This is a genomic window from Streptomyces sp. WM6386 (genome assembly GCF_000972385.1).
Classification (GTDB): domain Bacteria; phylum Actinomycetota; class Actinomycetes; order Streptomycetales; family Streptomycetaceae; genus Streptomyces.
In genome coordinates this window covers 20746-44150 of record NZ_JXTE01000004.1, presented here as the reverse complement: position 1 = coordinate 44150, position 23405 = coordinate 20746, and the positions used below count along the sequence as shown (strand labels likewise).

The following is a 23405-nucleotide window of genomic DNA, read 5'->3' as shown; positions in this document are numbered from 1 at the left end:
CTCCTTCAGCTGTCGGGCGTCTCGCCGCGGCCGCGGACCCGCTCGCGCAGGGCGAGCAGTCCGTGGAGCGCGTCGAGGGTGGGGGACGGGACACCGGTGCGGCGCGCGAGTTCGCGTACGGCACCGACGATCGCGTCGAGTTCGAGGGGGCGGCCCCGGTCCGCGTCCTGCAGCATGGAGGTGCGGAACGCGCCGAGCTTGCGGGCGATGTCCAGCCGGTCATCTGCCGTCATGGCGCTCTCGATGCCCAATGCCGTACCCACGGCCGCCGTCTCGTCGAACATGGCGGCGCAGATGTGCCGTACGTCCGGGTCGTCGAGGATGTCGAGGACGGTGGCACCGGTGAGTGCGCTGACGGGGTTGAGGTTGACGTTGCCCAGCAGCTTTTCCCAGCTGTCCCGGCGGATGTCCGCGCTGGGTTCCGCGTGGACGGGCCCTGCGGAGAGGGCCGCTGCGCACCGGTGGACACGGTCCGAGATCCCGCCTGCCGGGTCGCCGATGATCAGCCTGTCACCGCTGAGGTGCGTCACCCGGCCCGGTCCTTCGACAGCGCTGCTGAAGTGCGCCACACCGGACATCACCCGCTCAGGGGGCAGGAGTCGCAGGAGTTCCCCGTCGGGGTCGACGGATCGCAGTACGGCGTCATCCCCGGCGCGTTCGACGGTGGACAGCAGCCACCAGGGCACTCCGTTGGCCACGACCAGCACATCCGTGCCGTGCTGGTCGAGCCAGGTCCGCAGGGAGCGGGCGGCCGGAAGGAGGTGCTGGCTCTTGACGCAGAGGACGGCCAGGTCCGGGACGGGGAGCCGCCCGGCGTCGTACGCCGTGGGGAAGCGGTACCGGACCTCGACTCCCGTTTCCCGGCCGACTCCCGTTTCCCGGCCGACTCCCGTTTCCCGGCCGCGCAGCAGGAGCCCCCGGGCGGCGATCGCGTCGAGGTGCGGCCCGGGCCGTCCGAGCAGAGAGACTTCGGCACCCGATGCGGCGAACGCCCCGGCGAGGGTGGCGCCGACGGCACCCGGCCCCACGACGGTGATCCGGGGTGGCCGGCCGGGCGGTGGGGATGCGAGCGGATGCGACACGCCGTCGCACCTCCTTTTCGGGTGGGTCCATGGGCCGGTGTGGCCGTTCGCAGGGAGCATGCGCCGCGGGGCGGGACCACAACAATGTCGGCACCTACACCCGCACAGATCGAGTGATGTAGATTCCGACATCACTCGAAGGGAGGGTCGGCATGACCGCGATGTCTCTCGATCAGCTTGTCGGGGCCCTGCGAGGCGGTGTCATCAGCCTGCTGTCGGACGGGGGCGGTGGTGAATGGCGCGTCAGCGGCGCCGAGTTGCTGGACTGCCCGGAGGCGCTCGGGACCATCGCGCCCGGGCACCTGTTGCTCGGGGTCGGTCTGCACATCGCCGACCGGGACGCGTTGGGCACGGCTCTGCGAACGGCCGCGGACAATTCCTGCGCCCTCGCCGTCAAGTGCCCCACTCCCCCGCCGCCGGAGATGTCGGCGCAGGTCGGCGAGACCGGCGTCCCCGTCCTGGCCGTCGATCCGCAAGTGCCCTGGACGCGCGTGCAACGTCTGATCACGACCATCCTGGCCGCACGCGAGACGGTTGCCGAACCGGGCGGCGGGGCGACGGGCGGCGACCTGTTCTCCCTGGCCAACGCGGTCGCCGGAATCGTCGGCGGCGCCGTCGCGATCATGGACACCCAGCAGGTGGTGGTCGCCTACTCGAACCTGCCCGACCAGCCCATCGACGAGACCCGGCGACGCGGGATCCTGGGCAGGCGGGTGCCCGAAGACGCGCTCGCCGATCACCTGGACCGAGAGGTGTGGGTGAGCGACACGGTCGTACGCCGGCACCGGCCCGGCGACCTGCCGCGCACGGCCGTGGTCATCAGGGCGGGCGAGGACGTCCTCGGTTCCCTGTGGGCCGCGTTCCCCGACGAGGCCGCGGCCACCGACTGCGGGCCCACCCTGCAGGAGGCGGCCCGGGTCGCGGCGCTGCACATGCTGGCGCTGCGCCGCCAGGTCGACGCCGACCAGGAGAGCCGCGACCGCGCCCTGCGTCACGCGCTGGAGGGCAGGTCGGGGCAGGGCGACTCACCCGGCGGTGTCCGCCTTCCCGCCGTGCTGGTCGGGCTGGCCGAGGCCGCAGGGGCGCGCGGCAGCGAGACGTCGTGGGAAGCGGGCACCGCGGCTCGCCGCCGCGCCGCTCTGCTGCGGACCCTGGACCTGGCCGTCCTCGACGGCCGCTCTCTCGGGTACGAACCGGCGGCGGCCCTCCTCGATGACCGCGTCTACGTCCTGCTGCCGACCCCCGGTTCCGGCTCCGTGTCCACCGGGGTCCTGCTGGACCACCTTCTGGACCGGGTCCGGCACAGCCTGCACCGGTCGTTCACGGCGGTCGACTCCCCCGTCATCGGAACGGCTTCCGCCCTGGTCGCGGCCCGCCGCGACATCGACGCCGCGCTCGGCCACCTCCGCGAGCAGTGCGCCGGCCCTGGCGCCTACCACGCCGAGGACCTGCGGCCGGAGCTGGTGCTGCGGCGGCTCGTCGGCGCCGTACGCGAGGACGCCGAGCTGCGCACCGGTGTCGCGGAACGTCTGCGGTCACACGACGCCGAACACGCCACCGACTACTGCGCCACGCTGCTCACCTATCTGCGGCACTTCGGAGACGTCGCCGCGGCCAGCGACGAGTTGCACATCCACCAGAACACGTTGCGGCTGCGGCTGCGCCGGGCCGAGCAACTCTTCGACGTATCGCTCGCCGATCCGACGCGGCGCCTGCTGCTGACACTCGAACTGACGGCGCTTGCCCGCCAGTCGGAGCCGACGACGCCCGACTGATGTCGCATCGGACACCACCCGGCCGGATTCACTGTCGATCCCGACATTGGCTCCCGAGCGGTCGCGCACCCATGCTCCTGGACACCGAGGCCGTCGCCCGGCACCGGCGATGCCCACGCAGCGATCAAGGAGCACGGCAGTGACCGTTCTGGACACCCCGACCAGCACCGCGAAACCGGCCCGCATGAGCGAGGCCGAGTGGCGGGCGCGGCTCGAACTGGCCGCCTGCTACCGCGTCTTCCACCATCTGGGATGGGTGGAGATGGTCTTCAACCACATCACCGTCCGGGTGCCCGGCGAGGAGGGACACCTGCTGATCAATCCGTTCGGCCTGATGTACGACGAGGTCACCGCCTCGAACCTGGTGAAGATCGATCTCGACGGCAACCTTCTGTCGGACTCCGACTGGCCGGTCAACGAGGCAGGACTGCTCATCCACTCGGTGATCCACGCCAACCGGCCTGACGCGCACTGCATCATGCACACGCACACCACCGCCGGCACCGGGGTCGCCTGTCTGCGCGACGGCCTGGACCCGGACAACTTCTACGCCGCCCAACTGCACGACATGGTCGCTTACCACGACTTCGAGGGCATCACCGTCGACCCGGAGGAGAAGCCACGCCTGGTGGCCGACCTCGGTGACCGCGACCTGATGATCCTGCGCAACCACGGCCTGCTGGCGGTGGGTCCGACCGTCCCCGCGGCTTTCGCCGCCCTGTGGACCCTGCAACGCGCCTGCGAGATCCAGCTCGCCGCCCAGCAGGCCGGGCAGCCGCTGACCCCGGTGAGCCGGGAGGCGGCGGTGCGCTCCACCAAGGAGTCCTTCCAGATGGGCGACCGTACGGAGGCGGGCAGGACCCTGTTCGACGCCCTGCGCCGCAGGATCGACCGCATCGCCCCCGACTACGCCGTCTGACACCCTCCCGCTCCCCCGGGCCGACGACGACCCGACGACGATCGGACACTCCCCATGTCCCCATCCGCTCAGACATCCGGCACCCGCGGTCAGCACCGCACCGTCGCGCTCGCCGCCATGGCGGGCACCACCATCGAGTGGTACGACTTCTTCATCTACGCCCTGTGCACCGGACTGGTGTTCAGCAGCCGGTTCTTCGACGGGCTCGGCGAGGACTCGCTGGTCATCTCCTTCGCGACCATCGGCATCAGCTTCTTCTTCCGACCGGTCGGAGCAGCGCTCGCCGGACACCTCGGTGACCGGCTCGGCCGCCGCGCGATGCTGATCGCCACCCTGCTGCTCATGGGCGTCTCCACCACCCTGATCGGCCTCGTGCCGTCGTCCGCCTCCATCGGCATGAGCGCCCCGGTCATCCTCGTCCTCCTGAGGATCCTCCAGGGCCTGTCCGCCGGCGGCGAGTGGGGCGGCGCCGCGCTGATCTCCGTGGAGCACGCACCGCCGGGCCAGCGCGGCAGGTTCGGTTCCTACCCCCAACTCGGTGCACCGCTGGGTCTTTTGCTGGCCAACGGCGCCCTGGCGGCCGTCACCGCCCTCACCACGGACGACCAGTTCCTCGCCTGGGGCTGGCGCATCCCCTTCCTGCTCAGCGTGGTCCTCGTCGCCGCCGGTTTCGTCATCCGCCGTAAGGTCGAGGAGAGCCCCGTCTACCGCGAACTGAAGGAGTCCGGGAAGCGGTCCCAGGCACCGATAGCCACCCTGTTCAAACACCACTGGCCGCTCGTCGTGGCCGGCGCCCTGCTCTTCGCCGCCAACAACGCCGTCGGCTACATGACCACCGGCGGCTATGTCCAGAGTTACTCCGTGAACCATCTGGACATGGATCCGACGGTGATCCTCATCTGCGTGATGGTCGCCGCGGTCGGCTGGCTGGCCAGCACCCTGGCGGGCGGCCGGTTGTCCGACCGGATCGGGCGCCTGCGCGTCTACCGCATCGGCTTCGTCATCCAACTCGCCTGGATGTTCCCGTTCTTCGCACTGCTCAACACGGCGAACGGGGGGCTCATCGTGGTGGCGCTCGTCCTCTACAGCGTCGGCCTCGGACTCACCTACGGGCCACAGGCCGCACTGTTCGCGGAGCTGTACCCCACCGCGGTCCGGTACACCGGTGCGGCACTGTCCTACGCCATCGGAGCCGTACTCGGCGGCGCCTTCGCGCCGATGATCGCCGAAACCCTGCAGTCCAGCACCGGCACCGTGTACTCGGTCGCCGTCTATCTCGCGGCGGTGACGGTGATCGGGCTCGCCGTCACCTTCTTCCTGAAGGAACGCCAGGATGCGCCGCTGAGCGACGCCGAAGCCGGCGAGAAGGACAAGCAGGCGGTTGTGACCGCCTGAGAAATCTCGGACCGGCGACCCAGCCCACGCCCGCGACGGGCGGCCGGTCCCGCCACCCCCACCTCCCCACATTTCAAGGAGCCCCCATGAACGAGCCGCAGACCGACCCCATCCGCCGGGCATCGACCGAAGGCCGCCCCCACGGAGCCCTGACGCGTCGCCGCCTGTGGCAGTTCGGCGCCGCCGCGGCGGTCACCGTCGGCACTGCGGCGCTGCTGCCCGAACGCGCCTCCGCCGAGACCTCGGCGGCCGCGGATCCCACCGCGCAGGACTACTTCGACCGGGCCGCCGAACTGGCCGGAGACACCCCGAACCTCAAGAGCATCGTGAGCGCGCTCACCGCCGGTTACACCCCGCCGAGGCCCCCCGCTCCGGCACCACTGCGGATCTTCGACAACGTCGCCGTGCTCAGCGTCGGATTCGTGTCCGCCACGGCGATCCTCACCCCGGCCGGCATCATCCTCATCGACGCCCTCAACAATCCGGACGAGGCGGAGCAGTACATCGTCCCGGGACTGCGCAGCCTGGGGGCCGATCCCTCGAAGATCAAGTACGTCGTGGTCACCCACGGCCACGGCGACCACTTCGGCGGCGCCCAGTACCTGGCCGACCAGTACGGCACCCGGGTCATGATGGCCCCGGCCGACTGGGACCTCGTCGCCTCCACCAACCCGGCCAACGCACCCACCCGTGACCTGGACATCGCCGACGGCCAGAAGCTGACGCTGGGCGGTACCACCGTGACGCTCCACCGCACGCCGGGTCACACACCCGGCACCGTCTCGCCCGTCTTCCCGGCCCGTTGGCGGGGCCGCGCCCACACCGCGATGCTGTGGGGCGGGACCAACCCGCCCGCCGCCACCACGAACAAGGAGCTCTACCTCTCCTCCGCCCTCACCTTCGCCTCCCGGATGAGGCGGGCCGGCGTCGACGTCGAACTCAGCAACCACGGCTTCGCCGACTACGGCCTGGAGCGTATGGAGAAGTTGCGCAGTGCGCCGAACGGACGCGAGAACCCGTTCGTCGTGGGCACCCCGGCAGCACAGCGCTTCATGAAGATCGTGGAAACCATGCTGCGCGGCCGCATCGCCCAGGATCAGGAGGCCGCCACCCCCACGGCGACGACGATGGCTGCCACAAGCGTGCATACGGCAGGCTGCTGCTGATCTCCACGACAACAGGCCGGTCACCGACTGCCGACGCAGCGGTGACCGTCGGCCGCTGATGGGGGAAGATCCGCATCGTCTCCTTTGACAGTCCAGCAGGTCAGCGCAGTCTGCCGCGCGCCTTCAACGGCACAGGCGGTAGTTCCGGGGCCGGTAGCGGAGCACCGTCGTACCCCTTCACCTCACCGAATCGCCGCCCTTCCATCCAGTCCCGACGGGCCTGCACGATCTCTTCCTGGGACCGCCCGATCCAGTTCCAGAACATGATGAGCTCTTCCTCGAACGGCTCACCGCCCAGGAGCATCAGGGAGGCCTCCGACTCGGCGCGCAGCGGCAGTTCGGTGCGGCCGCAGCCGAGGTAGAGCATGGAGCCGGGCAGGACCGGAACGCCGTCCACCCGCGCCTCGCCGGACATGGACAGCACGGCGTACTCGAAGTCCGGTTCCAGCGGGAGGCGTACGTCCGCGCCACGGGCGAGGGTCAGGTCGGCGCCGACGATGGGGGTGTACGTCGTTCCGGGCGAGGTCGCGCCATCGAGGGCGCCGAGGATCAGGGTGGCCGAGAGGCCGGGTGCGGTGACGACCGGCAGTTCGGCGTGGTGCTCGAAGTGCGGGTCGGTGTGGCGGTGGCTGTCGGGGAGGGCCACCCACAGCTGGGCGCCGTGGAGGTAGCGGGCGTGCGACTTGGGGCTCTCCTCGGAGTGGCTGATGGCCCGTCCGGAGGTCATCAGGCCCAGCTCGCGCGGGTGGATCGTCTGGAGGCTGCCGGTCGAGTCGCGGTGCAGCACCTCGCCCTGGTGCAGCCAGCTCACCGTCTGCAGGCCCATGTGCGGGTGGGGCGGCACCTGCATACCGGGCTCGTCGGCGATGTCGTCGGGGCCGTAGTGGTCGACGAAGCACCATGCGCCGACCATGCGGCGCCCCAGGTTGGGCAGCAGCCGGCGGACCTCGGTGGACTCGCCGAGCCTGACGGTGCGCGGGCTGAGGAGTTCGCGAACGGGCTCCGCCACCACGAAGCCGCGGCCGCCGCACAGAGCGGGAGCCGCCTCGCGATCAAGATTGCTCATGGCGCCCAACCTAGACCCGCGAGTGGCGTCCCGTCAGTCCGTCGCCCCGGCCGTCCCGGCTCGTTCGAAAAATAGTAGCCATGTACATAGTAGCCATGTAGTGTGTTTGCCATGAGTGAGGGTTCCGAGAAGGCGACACCCGGCTTCCTGGTGTGGCGACTGTCGATGAAGTGGCGGACCGCGGTGGACCGCGCGATGGCTCCGCTGGGGCTCACCCATGCGCAGTACTCGCTGGTCGCATCCTTGTACGGCATGCAGCGTGCCGGTGAACGCCCCAGTCAGCGGCGCCTCGCCGACCACGTGGGCCTCGAGCCCCTGTACGTGTCCAAGCTGGCGCGCTCACTGGAGTCCGCGGGCCTCCTGGAACGCACCCGCGACCCACGCGACCCACGCGCCGTGCAACTGGCCCTCACCGAGGAGGGCAGCGACACGACCCGGCAGGCCATCGAGGTCGTCCAGGGGCTCCTGGAGCAGCTGCTGGCACCGTTCGGCGGCCAGGACAGCGAGCGCACCCGGGACTTCAGGCACGACCTCGTGACCCTGCTCGACGCACCTCTGGATCCGCTCGCCGTCACCGGCGGGCCCGACAAGGAGCAGTCATGACCACCACCACTCCCCTGCTCAACCCCCGCGTCATAGCCCTGGCCCACTACGCGGCCCGCGGCGTCCTGGAGCGGGTACTGGCCCGCCACGGCGTGACGTTCCAGCAGTCCGTCACCCTGCGGGTCGCGGCCGTCGCCGACGGACCGGTCGAGCGGGGCCATCTCGTCGACAGCGTCGTCGGCTCGCTGAAGATCGGCGCCGCGGAGGCCCATGCCGTGGTCGACGAGCTGATCGCCGCGGAGCTGCTGGCCCCCCTGGAGCCGTCGCTGGTGCGGATCACGGACGCCGGGCAGGAGCTGTACGACCGGACGTCCACCGAGACCGCACCCATCACGGCCCGGATCTACGACGGCATCCCGACGGAGGATCTCGCCGTCGCCGGACGCGTGCTGTCCCTCATCGCCGACCGGGCCGACGCCGAGCTCGCGACGCTCAGCAAGTAGTGGAATATTGAACCAACTCTCTCCGTTGACGGCCTCGAAGGAGGTCAGAGTGGAGATGACGTACTACGACCACGGAACACCGGCGGAGCGCTGGGAGCGCGCGCGGATGTTCTTCGACGCCAAGGACTACGCCGCCGCGGCGCGCGTCCTGGACGGGCTGGTCGAGGAGGTGCCGGAGCAGACCGGACCGCGGCTGCTGCTGGCCCGCTCCTACTACCACTCGGCCCAACTGCGGCGCGCGGAGACCGAGTTGCGCATCATCGTGGAGCGTGACCCGGTGGAGCAGTACGCCCGTCTGATGCTGGGCCGCACACTGGAGCGGCAGGGGCGGCACCAGGAGGCCGAGCCGCACATCCGCCTCGCCTCCGCGCTCGCGGGCGACTTCGACACGCTCTGAGCACGACAGCAGGGGCCCGGTTCCGTCACGGAACCGGGCCCTGTGCTGTGCCGTACGGTCAGGCCGCCGCGTCGGCGCGCTTCCCCCGCCGGTGGCCGATCTCGCCGAGGACGATGTCGACGACGATGAACGCGGCCAGCGGAATGCCGAGGAGCGGGACGTAGTACCCGAGGACCGCGATGGCCGCCACGCACGGCAGCAGGACCAGCGGGGGCACCTTCTGCCAGACCCCGCGCGGGATCGGACGGCCGAAGGCAGAACCGCGGCCGCGCTGCCACCACATCCGGTAGCCCCACACGATCAACAGGATCAGAGAGAGCGCGAGCAGCATCAGGGCGATCTGGTTGACCAGGCCGAACAGGACGCCCGTGTGCAGGTCGATGCCCCAGCGGGTCAGCTTGGCGAGGACCGGGTGGTCGGCGAACCGCAGCACGTCGGTGACCTCGCCGGTGGTCGGGTCGACGGCCACCGCGTCCTGCTTCGTGGGGTAGCTGCGCCCCACCTGCTTCACCACGTACGTCGACGCGGCGTCGGCGGGTGGGACGATCTCGACCGGGTCGCCGAGTCCCTCGGCCCGCGCCGCCGCCAGGATCTTGTCGAGGCCGACGCCGTGCTCGGCGTCCCCGGCCGAGGTGGACGCGCCGTGCCCGGAGTGGTCGCCGCCTGCGCTCGCGGAGATCGACGGCGTGGCCTGGTGCAGCGAGGTGCGCAGTACGTCGATGTTGGCGCCGGCGTAGGTGGACCAGGTCAGACCGGTCACCGACAGGAAGAGGAACCCGGCAGCGGCCCACGCGCCGACGCCGCCGTGCAGGCCCAGGGTGCGGCGCCGCCCGCTGGTCCCGCGCAGCTTGCGCTGGGCCCGGCGGCGGGTGAACCACATCACCAGGCCGGCGCTCGCGATCACCCACAGCCAGCTCGCCGCGAACTCGCTGTAGAGGCGTCCGGTCTCGCCGAGGTGCAGATTGCGGTGGAGCCCGGAGATCCAGGTGCGCAGGGGCAGCGCGCCGGTCGAGCCGTACTGTTCGAGGGCGCCTTCGACCTCGGCGGTGTACGGGTCGACGAAGACGGCGAGGGTGTGGTCGGCGTCGACGCCCTTGACGCCGGACAGCAGGACCCGGGTCGTCGCGTCGTCCTGCGGGGAGGGGCGGACGGCCGCGACGGTGCCCTCGGGGTGGGCCTCGCGGGCGGCGGTGACCTGCTCGGAGATGGGCAGCTTGGTGTCACCCACCTGGGACACGGTCATCTCGTCGGCGTAGACGATCTTCTCGGCCTGGAAGGAAGCGGCGTAGAGGAGTCCGGTGCAGGCGGCCACGAGAAGGAACGGCGCGACGAGCAGTCCGGCGTAGAAATGCAGGCGCAGCAACAGGGGGCGGAGCGGCGCCCAACTGCTGCGTGACGGCATCGGATCGGCGGCTTTCTGGGCCTCGTCCGTGGTCCTCGTGAGAGCGGAGGTCATCGGCGGTTCTTTTCTGGGGCAGGGGACGTTTCTCGGCTGTACCGGTCCAGTAGTCGGGGGAAGAGGTCCTCGAGTTCCCGAGGATTGAAGTGGTCTGCGTCACACAAGGGTGCGCAGGGCGGCATGGCATCCTGGCGCGATGGCAACTCCCCGTCATCACGCGCCCCTTGCCGGGCTGGTCGAGGAACTCCTGGCGGGCGACGGCCCGCTGCCGATCGTGGCGGCCGGTGATCCGGTGCTGCGACGCGGCACCGAGCGGTTCGAAGGACAGCTGGACTCCGCGCTGCTGGCCCGGTTCGTCGAGGCGCTGCGCGTCACCATGCACGCGGCGCCGGGCGTGGGCCTGGCGGCTCCGCAGGTCGGCGTACCTCTGCGGATCGCGGTGATCGAGGACCCGGCGCCGGTGCCGGACGAGATCAGGGTGGCGCGCGGACGGGTGCCGCAGCCGTTCCGGGTGCTGGTCAATCCGTCGTACGAGGCGGTCGGTACCGCGCGTGCCGGGTTCTTCGAGGGCTGTCTGAGCGTGCCGGGCTGGCAGGCGGTCGTGGCGCGCCACGCCGAGGTGCGGCTGACGGGCGAGGACGAGCACGGGCGTGCGGTGGACGAGGTGTTCTCCGGGTGGCCGGCGCGGATCGTGCAGCACGAGACCGATCACCTCGACGGCCTGCTCTACCTCGACCGGGCGGAGCTGCGGTCGCTGTCCTCGGGCCAGGCGATGGCGGAACGATGGGCGCAGCCGACGCCGGCGGAGGCCGCCGAGTCGCTGGGCTTCGCACTGCCGTAGCCGGGCTGCGAACTGCCGTAACCGAAAATCGGAGGCGCCGACCCGTGCGCCTCCCTTACCGTGACCGCATGTCGACGCCCCGAATTTCCTAGCTGAGGACCCTGTCGACGGCGACGGCCGCGAAGAACATGGCCCGGCGCGCCGACCGGCTGCTCGGTGACCTCGACCCGGTGCGGCGGGCCGACAGGGTGGCAAGGATCCGGCTGCCCGAGCCGGCGCCCTGCGGCAGGATCCCGCTGGCCGCGATCGGCCTGACGAAGTCCTACGGCGACCATCGCGTCCTTGCGGGCGTCGATCTGGCCGTCGACCGGGGCAGCCGCCTGGTCGTGCTCGGGCCCAACGGAGCGGGAAAGACGACCCTGTTGCGGATTCTGGCGGGCCGGGACACCCCGGACGTGCGGGCGCTGCGCCCGGACCGGGTGCTGCTTCTCCCGGAGTCCGAGGAGGACCTGTGGCACGAGGACTACCTGGAGCTGCTCACGCCCGCGTGAGCACCAGCCTCAGTTGTCGCGGTAGCTCTCCAGCAGCCGCAGCCACACCTCGCTGATCGTCGGATAGGACGGCACGGCGTGCCACAGCCTGCTGATCGGTACCTCTCCGGCGACGGCGACGGTGGCGGAGTGGATGAGTTCGCCGACGCCCGGGCCGACGAAGGTGACGCCGAGGAGGATCTCGCGCTCCAGGTCCACGACCATGCGGGCGCGGCCCCGGTAGCCGTCGCCGTACAGGCTCGCGCCGGAGACGTTGCCGAGCTCGTAGTCGACGGCACGGACCCGGTGGCCCGCCTGTTCGGCCTCGGCCAGGGAGAGGCCGACGGCGGCGGCCTCCGGGTCGGTGAAGACGACCTGGGGTACGGCGGAGTGGTCGGCGGTCGCGGCGTGCGCGCCCCAGGGGTCGGTCTCCAGCAGGGGGACGCCGGAGGCACGTGCGGCGATGGCGGCGCCCGCGATCCGGGCCTGGTACTTGCCCTGGTGGGTGAGGAGGGCGCGGTGGTTGACGTCGCCGACGGCGTAGAGCCAGTCGTTGCCGGTGACGCGGAGGCTGTCGTCGACGTCCAGCCAGGAGCCGGGTTCCAGGCCGACGGTGTCGAGGCCGATGTCGTCGGTGCGCGGGGCCCGTCCGGTGGCGAAGAGGATCTCGTCGGCCTCGATGCGGTCGCCGGCGTCGGTGACGACCACGACGGTGCCTTTCTCCCGGGTGACCGAGGCGACCGAGGTGCCGGTGCGGACGTCGGCGCCCGCCTCGGTGAGGCCCTCGTGGACCAGTTCGCCGGCGAAGGGCTCCATGCGGTTCAGCAGGCCCTTGCCGCGGACCAGGAGGGTGACCCGGGAGCCGAGGGCCTGCCAGGCGGCGGCCATCTCGGTGGCGACGACCCCGCCGCCGACCACGACCAGCCGGCCGGGCGCGGCCTTGGCACTGGTGGCCTCCCTGCTGGTCCAGGGCTTGATCTCGTCGAGTCCGGGAAGGTCGGGCAGGACGGCGCGGGTGCCGGTGCTGACGACGACGGCATGCCGGGCGGTGAGGGTCTTGTCGCCCACGGTGACCGTGCGTGGACCGGTGAGGCGGCCGTGGCCGCGGTAGAGGTCGGCGCCGATGCCCTCGATCCAGCGGACCTGGCCGTCGTCCTTCCAGTGGGAGGTGTACTCGTCCCGTCGTGCGAGGACCGCGGCCGTGTCGAGGGGGCCCTGCACGGCGGGTGCGAGACCGGGCAGGCGTCGGGCGTCGGCCTGGGCGATGACCGGGCGCAGCAGGGCCTTGCTGGGCATACAGGCCCAGTAGGAGCACTCGCCGCCGACCAGCTCGCTCTCCACGACCGCGGTGGAGAGGCCGGCCGCGCGGGTGCGGTCGGCGACGTTCTCCCCCACGGGCCCGGCACCGAGAACCACTACGTCGTAGGTGGTGTGCGCGATGGATTCCGTTTCCGTCATGGGGTCAGTCTGGTGGGTGGTGTGCGCTCAAGCCACATGGGTACGTGCGCGGAATACCTACTCGGCCTGCCGTGTTTGCGACGACGGCTTCGCCCCGACATCAGGAAGAGGGATTCACGCCATGAGCAAGACCGTGGAGCTCACCAAGGAGAACTTCGACCAGACGGTGACGGACAACGAGTTCGTGCTGATCGACTTCTGGGCGTCCTGGTGCGGGCCGTGCCGTCAGTTCGCGCCTGTCTACGACAAGGCCGCCGAGGCGAACCCGGACCTGGTCTTCGGCAAGGTGGACACGGAGGCGCAGCCGGAGCTGGCGGCGGCCTTCGGGATCCAGTCGATTCCCACGTTGATGATCGTCCGTGACCGGGTGGCCGTGTTCGCCCAGCCGGGCGCGCTGCCGGAGGCCGCGCTGACGGATGTGATCGGGCAGGCCCGGAAGCTGGACATGGACGAGGTCCGCAAGTCGGTCGCCGAGCAGCAGGCCGACGCCGAGCAGAACGGCCAGTAACCGTAAGGCTGTTGAGGCGCCGCATCCCGGTGGGGCTCACCACTGGAGGGGAAGTCCCGTGTAGTTCGCGGCCAGTTCGGCGGCGGCGTGCCGGGATGCGGTGATCCGGCGCAGCCGCGCGAGCTGCAGTCGGTGCTCGAAGGGGTCCGCGTCGGGCCGGGTGTGCAGCATCGTCGTCATCTCGTACGAGAATCGGGTCGCCTGCCAGACGCGGGCGAGGCACGACTGCGAGTAGGTGTCCAGGAGTTGCTCGGAACCGGTGCGACGCAGCTCGGTGAAGGCGCGGCCGAGCAGGCGCACGTCGGACACCGCGAGGTTGAGGCCCTTGGCGCCGGTGGGCGGGACGATGTGGGCGGCGTCTCCGGCCAGCAGGAGCCGTCCGTGACGCATCGGTTCGTGGACGTAACTGCGCATCGGGGTCACGGACTTGGCGGTGATCGGGCCGCGGCGCAGGCTCCAGTCGGCGTCGATGGCGAAGCGGGCGGCGAGTTCGTCCCAGATGCGGTCGTCGGACCAGTCGTCCGGGTCGGTGTCGTTCGGGACCTGTAGGTACAGGCGTGACACATGCGGTGAGCGCATGCTGTGCAGGGCGAAGCCGCGCTCGCCGCGGGCGTAGATCAACTCGTCGCAGGACGGGGCGACATCGGCGAGGATCCCCAGCCAGGAGTACGGGTAGTCGTGCTCGTGGGCCCGGCTCACCTCCGTGGGGAAGGTGTCGCGGGCGATGCCGTGGAAGCCGTCGCAGCCGACGACCCAGTCGCAGCTCAGGGTCTGTTCGCGACCCTCGTGCACGAACCGCACGACCGGTGCCGTGGACTCCGGCTTCTCGATCGCGAGTGCCGGCGCCTCGAACAACAGCGGTGGCCCGTCGGCCAGTTGGAGGGCCACGAGATCCTTCACGATCTCGGTCTGGGCGTAGATGGTGACGGTGCGACCGCCGGTGAGGACCGGGAAGTCGATGTGGTGGCGTTCCCGGTCGAAGCGTAGCTCGATGCCCTGGTGGACCAGACCCTGCGCCTCCAGTCGCTCGGCCGCGCCGCACTCGCGCAGGGCGTCGACCGTGCCCTGCTCCAGCATTCCGGCACGCTGGCGCTGTTCGACGTACTCGCGCGTCCTGGCCTCCAGGACGACACAGTCGATGCCCGCGCGGTGCAGCAGGCGGGCGAGGAGCAGTCCGGCGGGGCCGCCGCCGATGATGCCGACCGTCGTGCGCATGGCACGCCTTCCGTGAGAGACAGCCTGAGGCTCAGACTCTCAGCTGGACTCGCGGTGCACCACCGTCGCTCCCAGCACCTTGTGCGTCTCGGGCACGGCGCCGGGGTCGCGCACCGCCCGGTCGACCAGCTCGGCGAGGTCTCGGCCGGAGGGCAGCTCCAGGTGGACCGTGCTCAGCCTGGGCCGCAGAAGGCGGCCGAGCATCAGGTCGTCGGCGCCGATCACCGCCGTCTCACCGGGTACGTCGATCCCCTGGTCCTGAAGGGCGCGCATCAGCAGCATCGCGTACTCGTCGTTGTACGCGAACACGGCGTCGAGACCGAGTTCACGCCAGCGGGCGGCGAGTTGGGCGGCGGCCTCCTCCGTGTGGGCGAGGGGCAGCGGGGTCATGGTGGCGTGGGTGCCGTGCAGGGCGCGGCGCACGCCTTCGAGACGGGGCAGGGAGAAGGCCTCCAGGCCCGGCTCCTCGGGGACGACGACGCCGATGTGGCGCCGGCCGCTCCCGCACAGGTGCCGGGCGGCACTGTGGCCGACGGCCCGGTGGTCCATGAGCAGGGCGTGGGCGCCCTCGACGGACTCGGGGCCGAGGGTGACGACGGCGCGGGCGCCGGAACGCTTGAGGACCGCGACGCCCTTCGGGCCGAGCCCGGCGCCGGGCACCAGGACGGCGACCGGGCGGAGTTCGGCCCAGGCGCGGGCGGCCTCGTCGCCGTGCAGTCCGACGCTGCCGTGCTGCACGACGGTGTAGTCGAGGCGGCTGAGGGCCCACTGGAGTTCGTTGATGAACTGGCCGTAGAGCCGGCCGACGGGGATGGTCGGGGCGGGCATCAGGACCAGGCGGCTGTGTCCGGCGCGCAGGCTGCGGGCGGCCGCGTGCGGCACGTATCCGAGTTCCTTGGCGGCCTCGTGGACACGGCGGCGGGTGGGCTCACTGATCCGGACGGCGCTGGTGTTGTTGAGGACGTAGGAGACGGTCGCGCGCGAGACGCCGGCCAGACGGGCCACATCGGCGCTCGTGGGTACGGAGCGCGGTGCGGGCGACGCGGGGGCGGGCGTTTTCGGTATCTGCACCATGACGTGACGCATCTTTGCAGAACCTGTACGAGTCGCCTCTCAGTGGGTCGCCCCGGTGCCTGTCACGCGGGCCACCAGATCGGCCCAACCGGCTTCGAGGCGCTCCATCGGCATCCCGCACTCCCTGGTCAGGTGGTGGATCAGGGCGGGGTCGAGATACCCGAGCAGCGTCCGCGCCAGCAGTTCGCAGTCGGCGTCCGGCACGATCTGGCGCAGCAGGACCGTGACGTGCATGGTGAGCGCGCGGTGCGACGGATGGAAGAACCGGCGGGTGGGCTCCGGCTCGGCGGCGAGGTGGAGGTCCAGCTGCTCGGCCGTGCGGCACAGCACCGCCACGCCGAACGCCCGCAGCCGTTCCAGGGGCGGCGCCCCGGGACCCAGGGGCGGCGGGCCGCCCAGGAAGTCCTCCTGCAGCTTCTTCGCCGAGTGGTCAAGCAGCGCCATCAGCAGGCCGGTGCGGTCGCCGAAGCGGCGGAAGACGGTTCCCTTGCCGACCTGGGCTGCGGCGGCCACCGCCTCCATCGTGACCCCGGCGGCACCGTGCTCGGCGATCAGCCGGGCGGCCGCCTCCAGCAGCCGGGCCCGGTTGCGCGCGGCGTCGGCGCGCAGGCAGGGCTCCTCCTCGGGTGCGCCGAGCTGCAGCAACTCGGCCTCACCCGCAGGTTCCTGAGGCCTGGGAAACGGCGGCAGAGAGGCGGACATGACGACAGCGTAAAGCATCGGGAATGAAACTGGACCGCGGTCCGGTTAGGGTGATAGAAGTTAAACGGACCTCGGTCCGTATTGTGACGGCACTGTTTCAGCATTTTGGAGTTCACATGTCTGTTCGCATCCTTGCGCTCGTCGGCAGCCTTCGCGCCGGTTCGCACAACCGCCAACTGGCCGAGGCGGCCGTCAAGTTCGCTCCCGAGGGTGCGAGTGTCGAGCTCTACGAGGGCCTGGCCGAGATCCCGTTCTACAACGAGGACATCGACGTCGAGGGCAGCGTCCCGGCCCCGGCCGCCAAGCTGCGTGAGGCCGCCCAGGCCGCCGACGGCTTCCTGCTCTTCTCCCCCGAGTACAACGGCACCATCCCGGCCGTCCTGAAGAACGCCATCGACTGGCTGTCCCGCCCGTACGGCGCCGGTGCCTTCGGCGGCAAGCCGGCCGCCGTGGTCGGCACCGCGTTCGGCCAGTTCGGTGGCGTGTGGGCGCAGGACGAGACCCGCAAGGCGCTGGGCATCGCCGGCGCCACGGTGCTGGAGGACGTCAAGCTCTCCATCCCCGGTTCCGTGGTCCGTTTCGCCGAGACCCACCCGGCCGACGACGCCGAGGTCGCCGCGCAGCTGACCGAGGTCATCGCCCGTGTGCACGGTCACGCCGGCGAGACCGCTGCCGCCTGATCATCTCCTCGCGGCGAGGGGCCGGAGCTCACGGAGCTCCGGCCCCTTTCTCGTGCCCGTACGACCTCACGCCCGCACGACCTCACGCCCGCATGACGGTTCAGCCTGTGATCGAGAAGAAGATCGTGTCCTGGCTGTACCAGTCGATCGACTGCGCGGACCGCCACTCGTCGTGCTCGAACTCCAGCTGTCCGGCGAGCTGCCCGAGCTCGTGGGAGAAGGCGCTGTCGACGCGGTCCAGGACGGCGCGGTAGGCGTCCGCGGCGGGCTTCGCCCTGGCCAGCGGCAGGCGGCCGATGTCCGGGGTGCCGTCCACCGGACACGGGATGGGGAACGGGATGCCGTCGGGCGGACCGGCGAACAGGAAGTCGCCCGGCAGCAGGTCCGCGGGGACGCCGAGGCGGCGCAGCTCGTCGTCCATCAGCCCGAAGAAGGTCGAGGGCTTGGAGAAGGTGCCCAGCTGGTACGGGTCGCTGCCGTTCCTGTCGATGATCTTCTGCAGGGCGGTGTAGTAGGCGTTGCCCGCGCACTCGGCGTCCGAGTCGGCGCGGCCCGCTATGAGGTGGTCCAGCGCCTCGGGGATGGTCAGTCCCCAGTCGACGCCCTGCCGTTCGAGGTCGGCCTGGTGCGCCTCGGCGTACTTGCGGACGTTGCCGAGGATGCGCTGCTGGTCCTTCGTCAGTTCGCCGGCGCCGAGGAAGCCGATGATGTCGTTCTGGTCGGCGGTGTTGTAGCTGATGTTGCGACTCATGATCCCCATGATGCCGAACGGCACTGACAACGCTCAGGCCACAGCGGTGGACGCCAGCTCCCGCAGCTGCGTCAACGCGGCCTCGACCGCGGGACGTTCACGTCCGGCGCGCCGCGTGCAGGTGAGCAGCTTGCGGTGCGGGTTGCCGGTGCAGGGCACCCGCGTGACGGGCAGGTGCGGGGCGAGTTGGGCGAGGCGCGGGATCAGCGCGACGCCGAGCCGGTGGGCGACGAGATGGGCCGTGACGTTCCAGTCCACGGCGTGGTGCACCACCGCGGGGCTGAACCCGGCCTCCGCGCACGCGGAGATGATGTGCGGGCGGCAGGGGCTCTCCGGCATCGGGGCGATCCAGTCCTCGTGCGCCGCTTCCGAGAGGCCGACCAGCTCGCGCCCGGCCAGCGGATGACCCGCGGGCACGACGAGGTCGAACGGGTCGTCCAGCAGCGGCTGTTGGTCGAAGCGGACGTCGTTCAGCGGCGGGTTGTGCGGGGTGGCCTCCACGATCGCGAGGTCGGTCTCGCCCTCGAAGAGCAGATCGAAGCTCTCCGGCACATCCGCCTCCTGGATCCGCACGCTCAGCCGCGGGTACCGCTCCTGCAGCCGCACCGCCATCGGCGCCAGCAGCACCGAGATCGCCACCGGGTAGCCGCTCACCCGCAACGGCCCGCCGGGCGCGCCTCGTTCGGCGCGCAGATCGAGTTCCGCCTGTTCCCAGCGGGCCTGGATGGCGTCGGCGTGCGCCAGCAGGCTCTCGGCCGCCGGGGTGAGACGGATCCCCCGGCCCTGTGGTTCCAGGAGGTCGACGCCGAGGTCGCGGGCGAGCTGGCGGATCTGCTGGGAGGCGGCGGACGGGGTGAAGTGCAGGGCGCGGGCGGCCGCGGTGACCGTGCCGTAGTGCGCGACCGCGCGCAGGACGTGGAGCCGACGCAGATCAATCATGAAGTCCACGCTTCAAGGTGAGGTCCGGAAAGTCAACCTGGACGTGTACGAAGCATGCGCTGCACCCTGGTTGTGTCGCGACGGTCAACCATCCACCACGTACGAGGAGTCCCCATGACCAGCCCGACCGGCACGACCATGGCCGGCACCGTCTGCCCGCACTGCGGATGGCCGGACGGCGCCGAGCCCTTCCAGGTGGTGTCCCGGCACGCCACCGCGGCGGGCCGCACGGTGTGGACCCGCTGCGGCTGCGGCTCGCTGCAGGTGCGTGTGGTCGACGACCGCGGGATGCGGATCGTCTCCCGCAGCGGGCCCGCCGTCCCTCAGTCGAGTCCCGCCAGCCGCTGAACGGCGGGGGCCGCGAACCGCTCGATGAACGCCGCCGGCTCCCCCGTGCGCGGGGAGAGGATCACGGTGTCGATGCCGAGCTTGGTGTAGCCCGTGATGTCCTGGGTGAAGGCGTCGAGGTCACCGGTGGTGAGCGGGTCCCCGGAGTAGGCGACGGTCTTGCGGATCGCGTCGTAGTCGCGGCCCTCGGTGTCGCAGTGGCCGCGCAGGACGTCGAGCTTGTGCGCGACCTCCTCGGGTGTGGTGGTGAACAGGTTGCAGGCGTCGCCGTAGCGGGCGACCAGCCGCAGCGTCTTCTTCTCGCCGCCTCCGCCGATCATGATCTCGGGGCGCGGGTCGCTGACCGGGGCCGGTACGGACAACGTCTCGGCGAGCCGGTAGTGCTTGCCCTCGAAGGGGCCGTTCGCTTCCGGGTCCCACATCTGCAGACAGATCCGCAGGGTCTCCTCCAGCCGCTCGAAGCGCTCGGCGACCGGCGGGAACGGCACGCCGAGGCCCGCGTGCTCCCGGTCGTACCAGGCGGCGCCGATCCCGAGGGTGGCCCGGCCTCCGGACAGGACGTCGAGCGTGGTGGCGATCTTGGCGAGCAGTCCGGGGTGCCGGTACGACACCCCGGTGACCAAGGCGCTGAGCTGGACCGTCGAGGTGCGGGCCGCGAGATAGCCGAGGGTCGTGTAGGCCTCCAGCATGGGGTCCTCGGCCCGGTCGTTGAACTCCATCTGGAAGTAGTGGTCCATCACCGACAGCCAGCTCAGGCCCGCGGCCTCGGCGGCGTCGCCCGCGGCGGCGAGTTCGGCGCCGAGCGCGGGCCCTCCCCCGGGATGGTCGAACCGGTTGATGTGCACGCCCACGCGCATGGCCGTCTCCGTTCACCAAGGTCGTAACCGACCCAGGTGACGCTAGATCTTCGAGCGCTCTCGAAGTCAAGAGGCTCGGCTAGGAGACCCGCTCCTCCTGCTTCCTGGAGGCCCTCAGGCTCGTGAAGGTCGTGACGGCGAGGACCAGCACGATGAAGCCGAGCGAGAAGGGGATGCTGATCTCGGGCACATGGACGCCGGACTCGTGCAGGGCGTGCAGCACCAGCTTGACGCCGATGAAGCCGAGGATGATCGACAGGCCGTAGCTGAGGTGGACGAGCCTCTTCAGCAGACCGCCGATGAGGAAGTACAGCTGGCGCAGACCCATCAGCGCGAACGCGTTCGCCGTGAAGACGATGTACGGGTCCTCGGTGAGGCCGTAGATGGCGGGGATGGAGTCGAGCGCGAACAGCACGTCGGTGGAGCCGATCGCGAGCATGACGACCAGCATCGGGGTCATGACCCGCTTGCCGTTCTCCTCGATCCACAGCTTGGTGCCGTGGTAGCGGTCGGCCACGCCGAAGCGCCGCTCGACCATCTTGAGGAGCTTGTTCTCCTGGTACTCCTCCTCGTGCTCGTCCTTGCGGGCGTCCTGGACGAGCTTCCAGGCGGTCCAGATCAGGAAGGCACCGAAGATGTAGAAGACCCAGGAGAACGTGGAGATGATCGCCGCGCCGGCCGCGATGAACCCGGCGCGCAGCACCAGGGCCAGCAGTACGCCGACCATGAGGACCCGCTGCTGGTACTGCGAGGGCACCGCGAACTTCGCCATGATCAGGACGAAGACGAAGAGGTTGTCGACGCTCAGCGACTTCTCGGTGATGAACCCGGCGAAGAACTCACCGGCCGGCTTTCCGCCGCTGAAGATCAGCAGACCGATGCCGAAGAGACAGGCCAGCACGACCCAGACGACCGTCCAGATGCCGGCTTCCTTGATCGACACGTCGTGGGGCTTGCGGCCGATGAAGAAGTCGATGGCGACGAGCACGCACAGGGCGGCTACCGTCAACAGCCAGACGGAGAGGGACACGTTCACTTGTTACTCCTGGTACGTGTGGGGCCTTCACAGGGTTGTCTCAGCTTCTGATCCCTTCCACCCCTGACAGGTGAACAAAGGGTCATGACATGGCAAGGTCCCAGGTCACGCCGGTGCCACCCGCCGGACGGCGGGCAGGTTCCGCCGGACGGCGGAATCCCGGACGGCGGGCAGGGCGCGAATCATGTCGGCATGAGCCGCCGCGTTCCCGCGTAGAGGAGAAGACATGACCCTGGTGCCGCCGCCGTTCGACCCGGAACTTGCCGGAGCCCTGGAACTGATCAAGGAGTTCATCTCCCCGGGGATGACCCCGCAGGACATCGAGCAGATACGTCAGGGCCCCGGCATCCAGATGCTGGCCGAGCTGGACCTGACGCTCGACGGTTTCTTCAAGGTCGAGGACCGCGTGGTGCCGGGTCCCGAGGACGCCCCCGAGATTTCGCTGCTGATCTGCCGCCCCACCGTGCCCTCGGCCGCGGGTCCGCGGCCCGTCGTCTATCACGTGCACGGCGGCGGCATGGTCCTCGGCACCAACCGGGTGGGCGTGGACGTGGCGCTGGCCTGGGCGAAGGAGCTGGACGCCGTCGTGGTGTCGGTGGAGTACCGGCTGGCCCCGGAGGACCCGTATCCCGCGCAGATCGAGGATGTGTACGCCGGTCTGGTGTGGACGGCGGAGCACGCCGGGGAGCTGGGCGTCGACCCGGAGCGGATCGTCCTCGCGGGCGCCAGTGCGGGCGGCGGACTGTGCGCGGCCCTCGCCCTGCTCACCCGGGACCGTCAGGGGCCGCGTCCGATCGGCCAGGTGCTGATGTGCCCGATGCTGGACGACCGCAACGACACCCCGTCCTCGCACCAGATGGCGGGCCTGGGTGTCTGGGACCGGACGGCCAACGAGACCGGCTGGACGGCGCTGCTCGGCGACCTTCGCGGTGGCCCGGACGTGCCCGCGTACGCGGCGCCGGCCCGCGCCGAGGACCTGACCGGGCTGCCCCCGGCGTTCCTGGACGTGGGTTCCGCGGAGACGTTCCGGGACGAGGTCGTCGCCTACGCCTCGCGGATCTGGCAGGCCGGCGGCATCGCCGAGCTGCATGTGTGGCCGGGCGGCTTCCACGGCTTCGACGGTTTCGCCCCGCAGGCGGCGCTGTCCCAGCGGACACGGGCTGCGCATCTGGACTGGCTGCGCAGGCTTCTCGACGCGTGACCGTACGGCACGGCTCCCATCGGATGGTGCCCGGTGTGCGCCGCGGGGCTCCCCAGCCGCGCCCCGCATAGCGCACCATGGACCCATGAAAGAGCTGGCCGGGCGCCTGACCGCGCTGGACCCGGACGCCGGTGCCGCCGTCCAGGTGATCGCCTACTTCGACCGGCTGGCCGAGTCACGGGCCGGTCTGGAGGCGCTGGTGCGCGGGGCGGCCGTACTGGCCGGGGTGCCCGCGCGGCTCGTCGACGCGGACCGGCGGGTGCAGGTGCGGGTGGAGGCCGACGGCACGCGCCGCGACTCGGATCTGCCACCGGATCCGGCCTGGCCGTCGGCGGCGCTGGCGCCCGGCGGGGTGCCCTCGCTGTGGCTGGAGCGGGCGGCCGAGCCCAGCGTGGTGGACGCCGTGATCCTGGAACGGGCCGCCGGTGCCGTGCGGCTCGTCCTCGACCGCACCCGCGGCAGGGTCCCGGTCGACGATCCGGCTCTGATGGAGACACTGCTCGACGCCACGGCCCCGCAACCGGCCCGGCTGCACGCGGCGCGGCGCCTGGGCCTCGACGCGGCGGTGCCCGCGCGCGCCGTGGCCGCCGCCGACGGCCTGCCCCGGATCGTGCCCGAGCAGCACGGTGCGGAACTTCCCGCCGGGCGCCTGGGGCTGGGCCCCGCCGTGCCCGTGCTCGACCTGCCGCGCTCCTGGACCGCCGCGCGCACCGCGTTGCGGTTCACCGCCGAGGGCTCCGCGCAGGATCCCGGTCAGCGTGTGGTGTACGCCGACGAGCTGGGCGGCACGGCTCTCCTCGCCGATCTCGTCGTCCCGGGGGCCGAACCCCCGCCCGACGTCATCGCGTTGGAGTCCGCGGCCGCGGCGACGCCGTGGCTCCTGGTCACGCTGCACGCCGTCGCGTCGACGGCGAGTCTGCGGGCGGCCGCCGCGGAGATCAACGTGCACCATTCGACTCTCCAGGACCGGCTGGCGCACGCCGAGCATCTGCTGGGCTGGCCCGTGCGCACCCCGCAGGACCGGTTCAGGCTGCAACTGGCCCTGACGATGCGCCACTTGGCCCGCTCGTAGACGCGGTC

At 71.0% G+C, this 23405-nt stretch carries 24 protein-coding genes and 1 pseudogene; 14 read left to right on the top strand and 11 right to left on the bottom strand.

What is annotated here, in order from left to right:
* Positions 1-5 precede the first annotated feature (5 nt).
* Positions 6-1082, bottom strand: coding sequence for a ketopantoate reductase family protein (locus TN53_RS03520; RefSeq protein WP_046256824.1), 1077 nt, complete (start codon positions 1080-1082; stop codon positions 6-8).
* A gap of 152 nt (positions 1083-1234) precedes the next feature.
* Between TN53_RS03520 and TN53_RS03515 the strand changes: the two genes are divergently transcribed.
* The 4 genes from TN53_RS03515 to TN53_RS03500 all read left to right on the top strand — a co-directional run bounded on the left by TN53_RS03515 (position 1235) and on the right by TN53_RS03500 (position 6337).
* Complete coding sequence (locus tag TN53_RS03515; protein ID WP_046256823.1) at positions 1235-2857, top strand: PucR family transcriptional regulator; 1623 nt, start codon at positions 1235-1237, stop codon at positions 2855-2857.
* A gap of 139 nt (positions 2858-2996) precedes the next feature.
* Positions 2997-3776 (top strand): class II aldolase/adducin family protein, encoded by a 780-nt coding sequence (locus TN53_RS03510; RefSeq protein ID WP_199924505.1) that lies wholly within the window; start codon positions 2997-2999, stop codon positions 3774-3776.
* 54 nt (positions 3777-3830) lie between these two features.
* Positions 3831-5171, top strand: coding sequence for an MFS transporter (locus tag TN53_RS03505; protein ID WP_095046268.1), 1341 nt, complete (start codon positions 3831-3833; stop codon positions 5169-5171).
* 86 nt (positions 5172-5257) lie between these two features.
* Positions 5258-6337, top strand: coding sequence for an MBL fold metallo-hydrolase (locus TN53_RS03500; protein WP_052745134.1), 1080 nt, complete (start codon positions 5258-5260; stop codon positions 6335-6337).
* Positions 6338-6437: 100 nt separating this feature from the next.
* Here the strand turns inward: TN53_RS03500 and TN53_RS03495 are convergent, their stop codons facing one another.
* Positions 6438-7403 (bottom strand): pirin family protein, encoded by a 966-nt coding sequence (locus tag TN53_RS03495; RefSeq protein ID WP_046256821.1) that lies wholly within the window; start codon positions 7401-7403, stop codon positions 6438-6440.
* A 111-nt stretch (positions 7404-7514) separates the two neighbouring features.
* Here TN53_RS03495 and TN53_RS03490 point away from each other — a divergent pair, with 111 nt between their 5' ends.
* Genes TN53_RS03490 through TN53_RS03480 form a run of 3 tightly spaced genes read left to right on the top strand, consistent with a single transcriptional unit; the run spans position 7515 to position 8846 of the window.
* Positions 7515-8006, top strand: a complete 492-nt coding sequence (locus tag TN53_RS03490) for a MarR family winged helix-turn-helix transcriptional regulator (protein WP_046256820.1) — start codon at positions 7515-7517, stop codon at positions 8004-8006.
* A complete protein-coding gene (locus TN53_RS03485; RefSeq protein ID WP_046256819.1) occupies positions 8003-8449 on the top strand; it encodes a winged helix DNA-binding protein in 447 nt (148 codons plus the stop codon). The genes TN53_RS03490 and TN53_RS03485 overlap by 4 nt, the downstream gene beginning before the upstream one ends.
* Positions 8450-8498: 49 nt before the next feature.
* Entirely contained in the window at positions 8499-8846 is a 348-nt protein-coding gene (locus TN53_RS03480; RefSeq protein ID WP_046256818.1) for a tetratricopeptide repeat protein, read from the top strand.
* Positions 8847-8904: 58 nt separating this feature from the next.
* On the opposite strand, the gene TN53_RS03475 is transcribed toward TN53_RS03480, so the two are convergent.
* The gene (locus tag TN53_RS03475) at positions 8905-10302 is read right to left on the bottom strand and encodes a PepSY-associated TM helix domain-containing protein (protein WP_046256817.1); all 1398 of its coding nucleotides are present in this window, start codon (positions 10300-10302) and stop codon (positions 8905-8907) included.
* A gap of 139 nt (positions 10303-10441) precedes the next feature.
* Between TN53_RS03475 and TN53_RS03470 the strand changes: the two genes are divergently transcribed.
* The gene (locus TN53_RS03470; RefSeq protein WP_046256816.1) at positions 10442-11086 is read left to right on the top strand and encodes a peptide deformylase; all 645 of its coding nucleotides are present in this window, start codon (positions 10442-10444) and stop codon (positions 11084-11086) included.
* A gap of 101 nt (positions 11087-11187) precedes the next feature.
* Positions 11188-11481, top strand: a pseudogene (locus TN53_RS03465) (ATP-binding cassette domain-containing protein); the annotation flags it as partial.
* A gap of 105 nt (positions 11482-11586) precedes the next feature.
* On the opposite strand, the gene TN53_RS03460 reads toward TN53_RS03465, so the two are convergent.
* The gene (locus TN53_RS03460; protein ID WP_046256814.1) at positions 11587-13014 is read right to left on the bottom strand and encodes a dihydrolipoyl dehydrogenase family protein; all 1428 of its coding nucleotides are present in this window, start codon (positions 13012-13014) and stop codon (positions 11587-11589) included.
* Positions 13015-13135: 121 nt separating this feature from the next.
* On the opposite strand from TN53_RS03460, the gene trxA reads away from it, so the two are divergent.
* Positions 13136-13522 (top strand): thioredoxin, encoded by a 387-nt coding sequence (trxA, locus tag TN53_RS03455; RefSeq protein ID WP_046256813.1) that lies wholly within the window; start codon positions 13136-13138, stop codon positions 13520-13522.
* Positions 13523-13558: 36 nt separating this feature from the next.
* Here trxA and TN53_RS03450 read toward each other — a convergent pair whose 3' ends face one another.
* The 3 genes from TN53_RS03450 to TN53_RS03440 are packed head-to-tail and all read right to left on the bottom strand — an operon-like array spanning position 13559 to position 16531.
* Complete coding sequence (locus tag TN53_RS03450; protein ID WP_046256812.1) at positions 13559-14737, bottom strand: 4-hydroxybenzoate 3-monooxygenase; 1179 nt, start codon at positions 14735-14737, stop codon at positions 13559-13561.
* Between the two features lie 39 nt (positions 14738-14776).
* Entirely contained in the window at positions 14777-15823 is a 1047-nt protein-coding gene (locus TN53_RS03445; protein WP_420719079.1) for a LacI family DNA-binding transcriptional regulator, read from the bottom strand.
* Between the two features lie 27 nt (positions 15824-15850).
* Complete coding sequence (locus tag TN53_RS03440) at positions 15851-16531, bottom strand: TetR/AcrR family transcriptional regulator (protein ID WP_199924504.1); 681 nt, start codon at positions 16529-16531, stop codon at positions 15851-15853.
* 98 nt (positions 16532-16629) lie between these two features.
* Here TN53_RS03440 and TN53_RS03435 point away from each other — a divergent pair, with 98 nt between their 5' ends.
* Positions 16630-17193 (top strand): NAD(P)H-dependent oxidoreductase, encoded by a 564-nt coding sequence (locus TN53_RS03435; protein WP_046256810.1) that lies wholly within the window; start codon positions 16630-16632, stop codon positions 17191-17193.
* A 100-nt stretch (positions 17194-17293) separates the two neighbouring features.
* Here the strand turns inward: TN53_RS03435 and TN53_RS03430 are convergent, their stop codons facing one another.
* Together TN53_RS03430 and TN53_RS03425 are read right to left on the bottom strand one after the other, a co-directional pair.
* The gene (locus TN53_RS03430; protein ID WP_046256974.1) at positions 17294-17944 is read right to left on the bottom strand and encodes a DUF7691 family protein; all 651 of its coding nucleotides are present in this window, start codon (positions 17942-17944) and stop codon (positions 17294-17296) included.
* A gap of 33 nt (positions 17945-17977) precedes the next feature.
* Entirely contained in the window at positions 17978-18883 is a 906-nt protein-coding gene (locus tag TN53_RS03425; RefSeq protein ID WP_046256973.1) for a LysR family transcriptional regulator, read from the bottom strand.
* Positions 18884-18997: 114 nt separating this feature from the next.
* Here TN53_RS03425 and TN53_RS03420 point away from each other — a divergent pair, with 114 nt between their 5' ends.
* Positions 18998-19231, top strand: a complete 234-nt coding sequence (locus TN53_RS03420) for a hypothetical protein (RefSeq protein WP_046256809.1) — start codon at positions 18998-19000, stop codon at positions 19229-19231.
* On the opposite strand, the gene TN53_RS03415 is transcribed toward TN53_RS03420, so the two are convergent.
* Together TN53_RS03415 and TN53_RS03410 are read right to left on the bottom strand one after the other, a co-directional pair.
* Entirely contained in the window at positions 19207-20088 is an 882-nt protein-coding gene (locus TN53_RS03415) for an LLM class F420-dependent oxidoreductase (RefSeq protein ID WP_046256808.1), read from the bottom strand. The two genes, TN53_RS03420 and TN53_RS03415, sit on opposite strands and share 25 nt — an antisense overlap.
* Before the next feature lie 79 nt (positions 20089-20167).
* Positions 20168-21124 carry a TerC family protein gene (locus tag TN53_RS03410; protein WP_046256807.1) on the bottom strand — a complete coding sequence of 319 codons (957 nt, stop codon included), beginning with the start codon at positions 21122-21124 and terminating at the stop codon, positions 20168-20170.
* Positions 21125-21350: 226 nt separating this feature from the next.
* On the opposite strand from TN53_RS03410, the gene TN53_RS03405 reads away from it, so the two are divergent.
* A complete protein-coding gene (locus tag TN53_RS03405) occupies positions 21351-22325 on the top strand; it encodes an alpha/beta hydrolase (protein WP_046256806.1) in 975 nt (324 codons plus the stop codon).
* An 85-nt stretch (positions 22326-22410) separates the two neighbouring features.
* Entirely contained in the window at positions 22411-23397 is a 987-nt protein-coding gene (locus tag TN53_RS03400) for a helix-turn-helix domain-containing protein (protein WP_046256805.1), read from the top strand.
* Positions 23398-23405 lie beyond the last annotated feature (8 nt).

Bases quoted from the DNA above. Each gene is read 5' to 3' on its own strand.
- TN53_RS03515 (WP_046256823.1), top strand. From the start codon at position 1,235: ATGACCGCGATGTCTCTCGATCAGCTTGTCGGGGCCCTGCGAGGCGGT.
- TN53_RS03505 (WP_095046268.1), top strand. From the start codon at position 3,831: ATGTCCCCATCCGCTCAGACATCCGGCACCCGCGGTCAGCACCGCACC.
- TN53_RS03500 (WP_052745134.1), top strand. From the start codon at position 5,258: ATGAACGAGCCGCAGACCGACCCCATCCGCCGGGCATCGACCGAAGGC.
- TN53_RS03495 (WP_046256821.1), bottom strand. From the start codon at position 7,403: ATGAGCAATCTTGATCGCGAGGCGGCTCCCGCTCTGTGCGGCGGCCGC.
- TN53_RS03490 (WP_046256820.1), top strand. From the start codon at position 7,515: ATGAGTGAGGGTTCCGAGAAGGCGACACCCGGCTTCCTGGTGTGGCGA.
- TN53_RS03485 (WP_046256819.1), top strand. From the start codon at position 8,003: ATGACCACCACCACTCCCCTGCTCAACCCCCGCGTCATAGCCCTGGCC.
- TN53_RS03475 (WP_046256817.1), bottom strand. From the start codon at position 10,302: ATGACCTCCGCTCTCACGAGGACCACGGACGAGGCCCAGAAAGCCGCC.
- TN53_RS03470 (WP_046256816.1), top strand. From the start codon at position 10,442: ATGGCAACTCCCCGTCATCACGCGCCCCTTGCCGGGCTGGTCGAGGAA.
- TN53_RS03460 (WP_046256814.1), bottom strand. From the start codon at position 13,014: ATGACGGAAACGGAATCCATCGCGCACACCACCTACGACGTAGTGGTT.
- trxA (WP_046256813.1), top strand. From the start codon at position 13,136: ATGAGCAAGACCGTGGAGCTCACCAAGGAGAACTTCGACCAGACGGTG.
- TN53_RS03450 (WP_046256812.1), bottom strand. From the start codon at position 14,737: ATGCGCACGACGGTCGGCATCATCGGCGGCGGCCCCGCCGGACTGCTC.
- TN53_RS03445 (WP_420719079.1), bottom strand. From the start codon at position 15,823: ATGCGTCACGTCATGGTGCAGATACCGAAAACGCCCGCCCCCGCGTCG.
- TN53_RS03440 (WP_199924504.1), bottom strand. From the start codon at position 16,531: ATGCTTTACGCTGTCGTCATGTCCGCCTCTCTGCCGCCGTTTCCCAGG.
- TN53_RS03435 (WP_046256810.1), top strand. From the start codon at position 16,630: ATGTCTGTTCGCATCCTTGCGCTCGTCGGCAGCCTTCGCGCCGGTTCG.
- TN53_RS03430 (WP_046256974.1), bottom strand. From the start codon at position 17,944: ATGAGTCGCAACATCAGCTACAACACCGCCGACCAGAACGACATCATC.
- TN53_RS03425 (WP_046256973.1), bottom strand. From the start codon at position 18,883: ATGATTGATCTGCGTCGGCTCCACGTCCTGCGCGCGGTCGCGCACTAC.
- TN53_RS03420 (WP_046256809.1), top strand. From the start codon at position 18,998: ATGACCAGCCCGACCGGCACGACCATGGCCGGCACCGTCTGCCCGCAC.
- TN53_RS03415 (WP_046256808.1), bottom strand. From the start codon at position 20,088: ATGCGCGTGGGCGTGCACATCAACCGGTTCGACCATCCCGGGGGAGGG.
- TN53_RS03405 (WP_046256806.1), top strand. From the start codon at position 21,351: ATGACCCTGGTGCCGCCGCCGTTCGACCCGGAACTTGCCGGAGCCCTG.
- TN53_RS03400 (WP_046256805.1), top strand. From the start codon at position 22,411: ATGAAAGAGCTGGCCGGGCGCCTGACCGCGCTGGACCCGGACGCCGGT.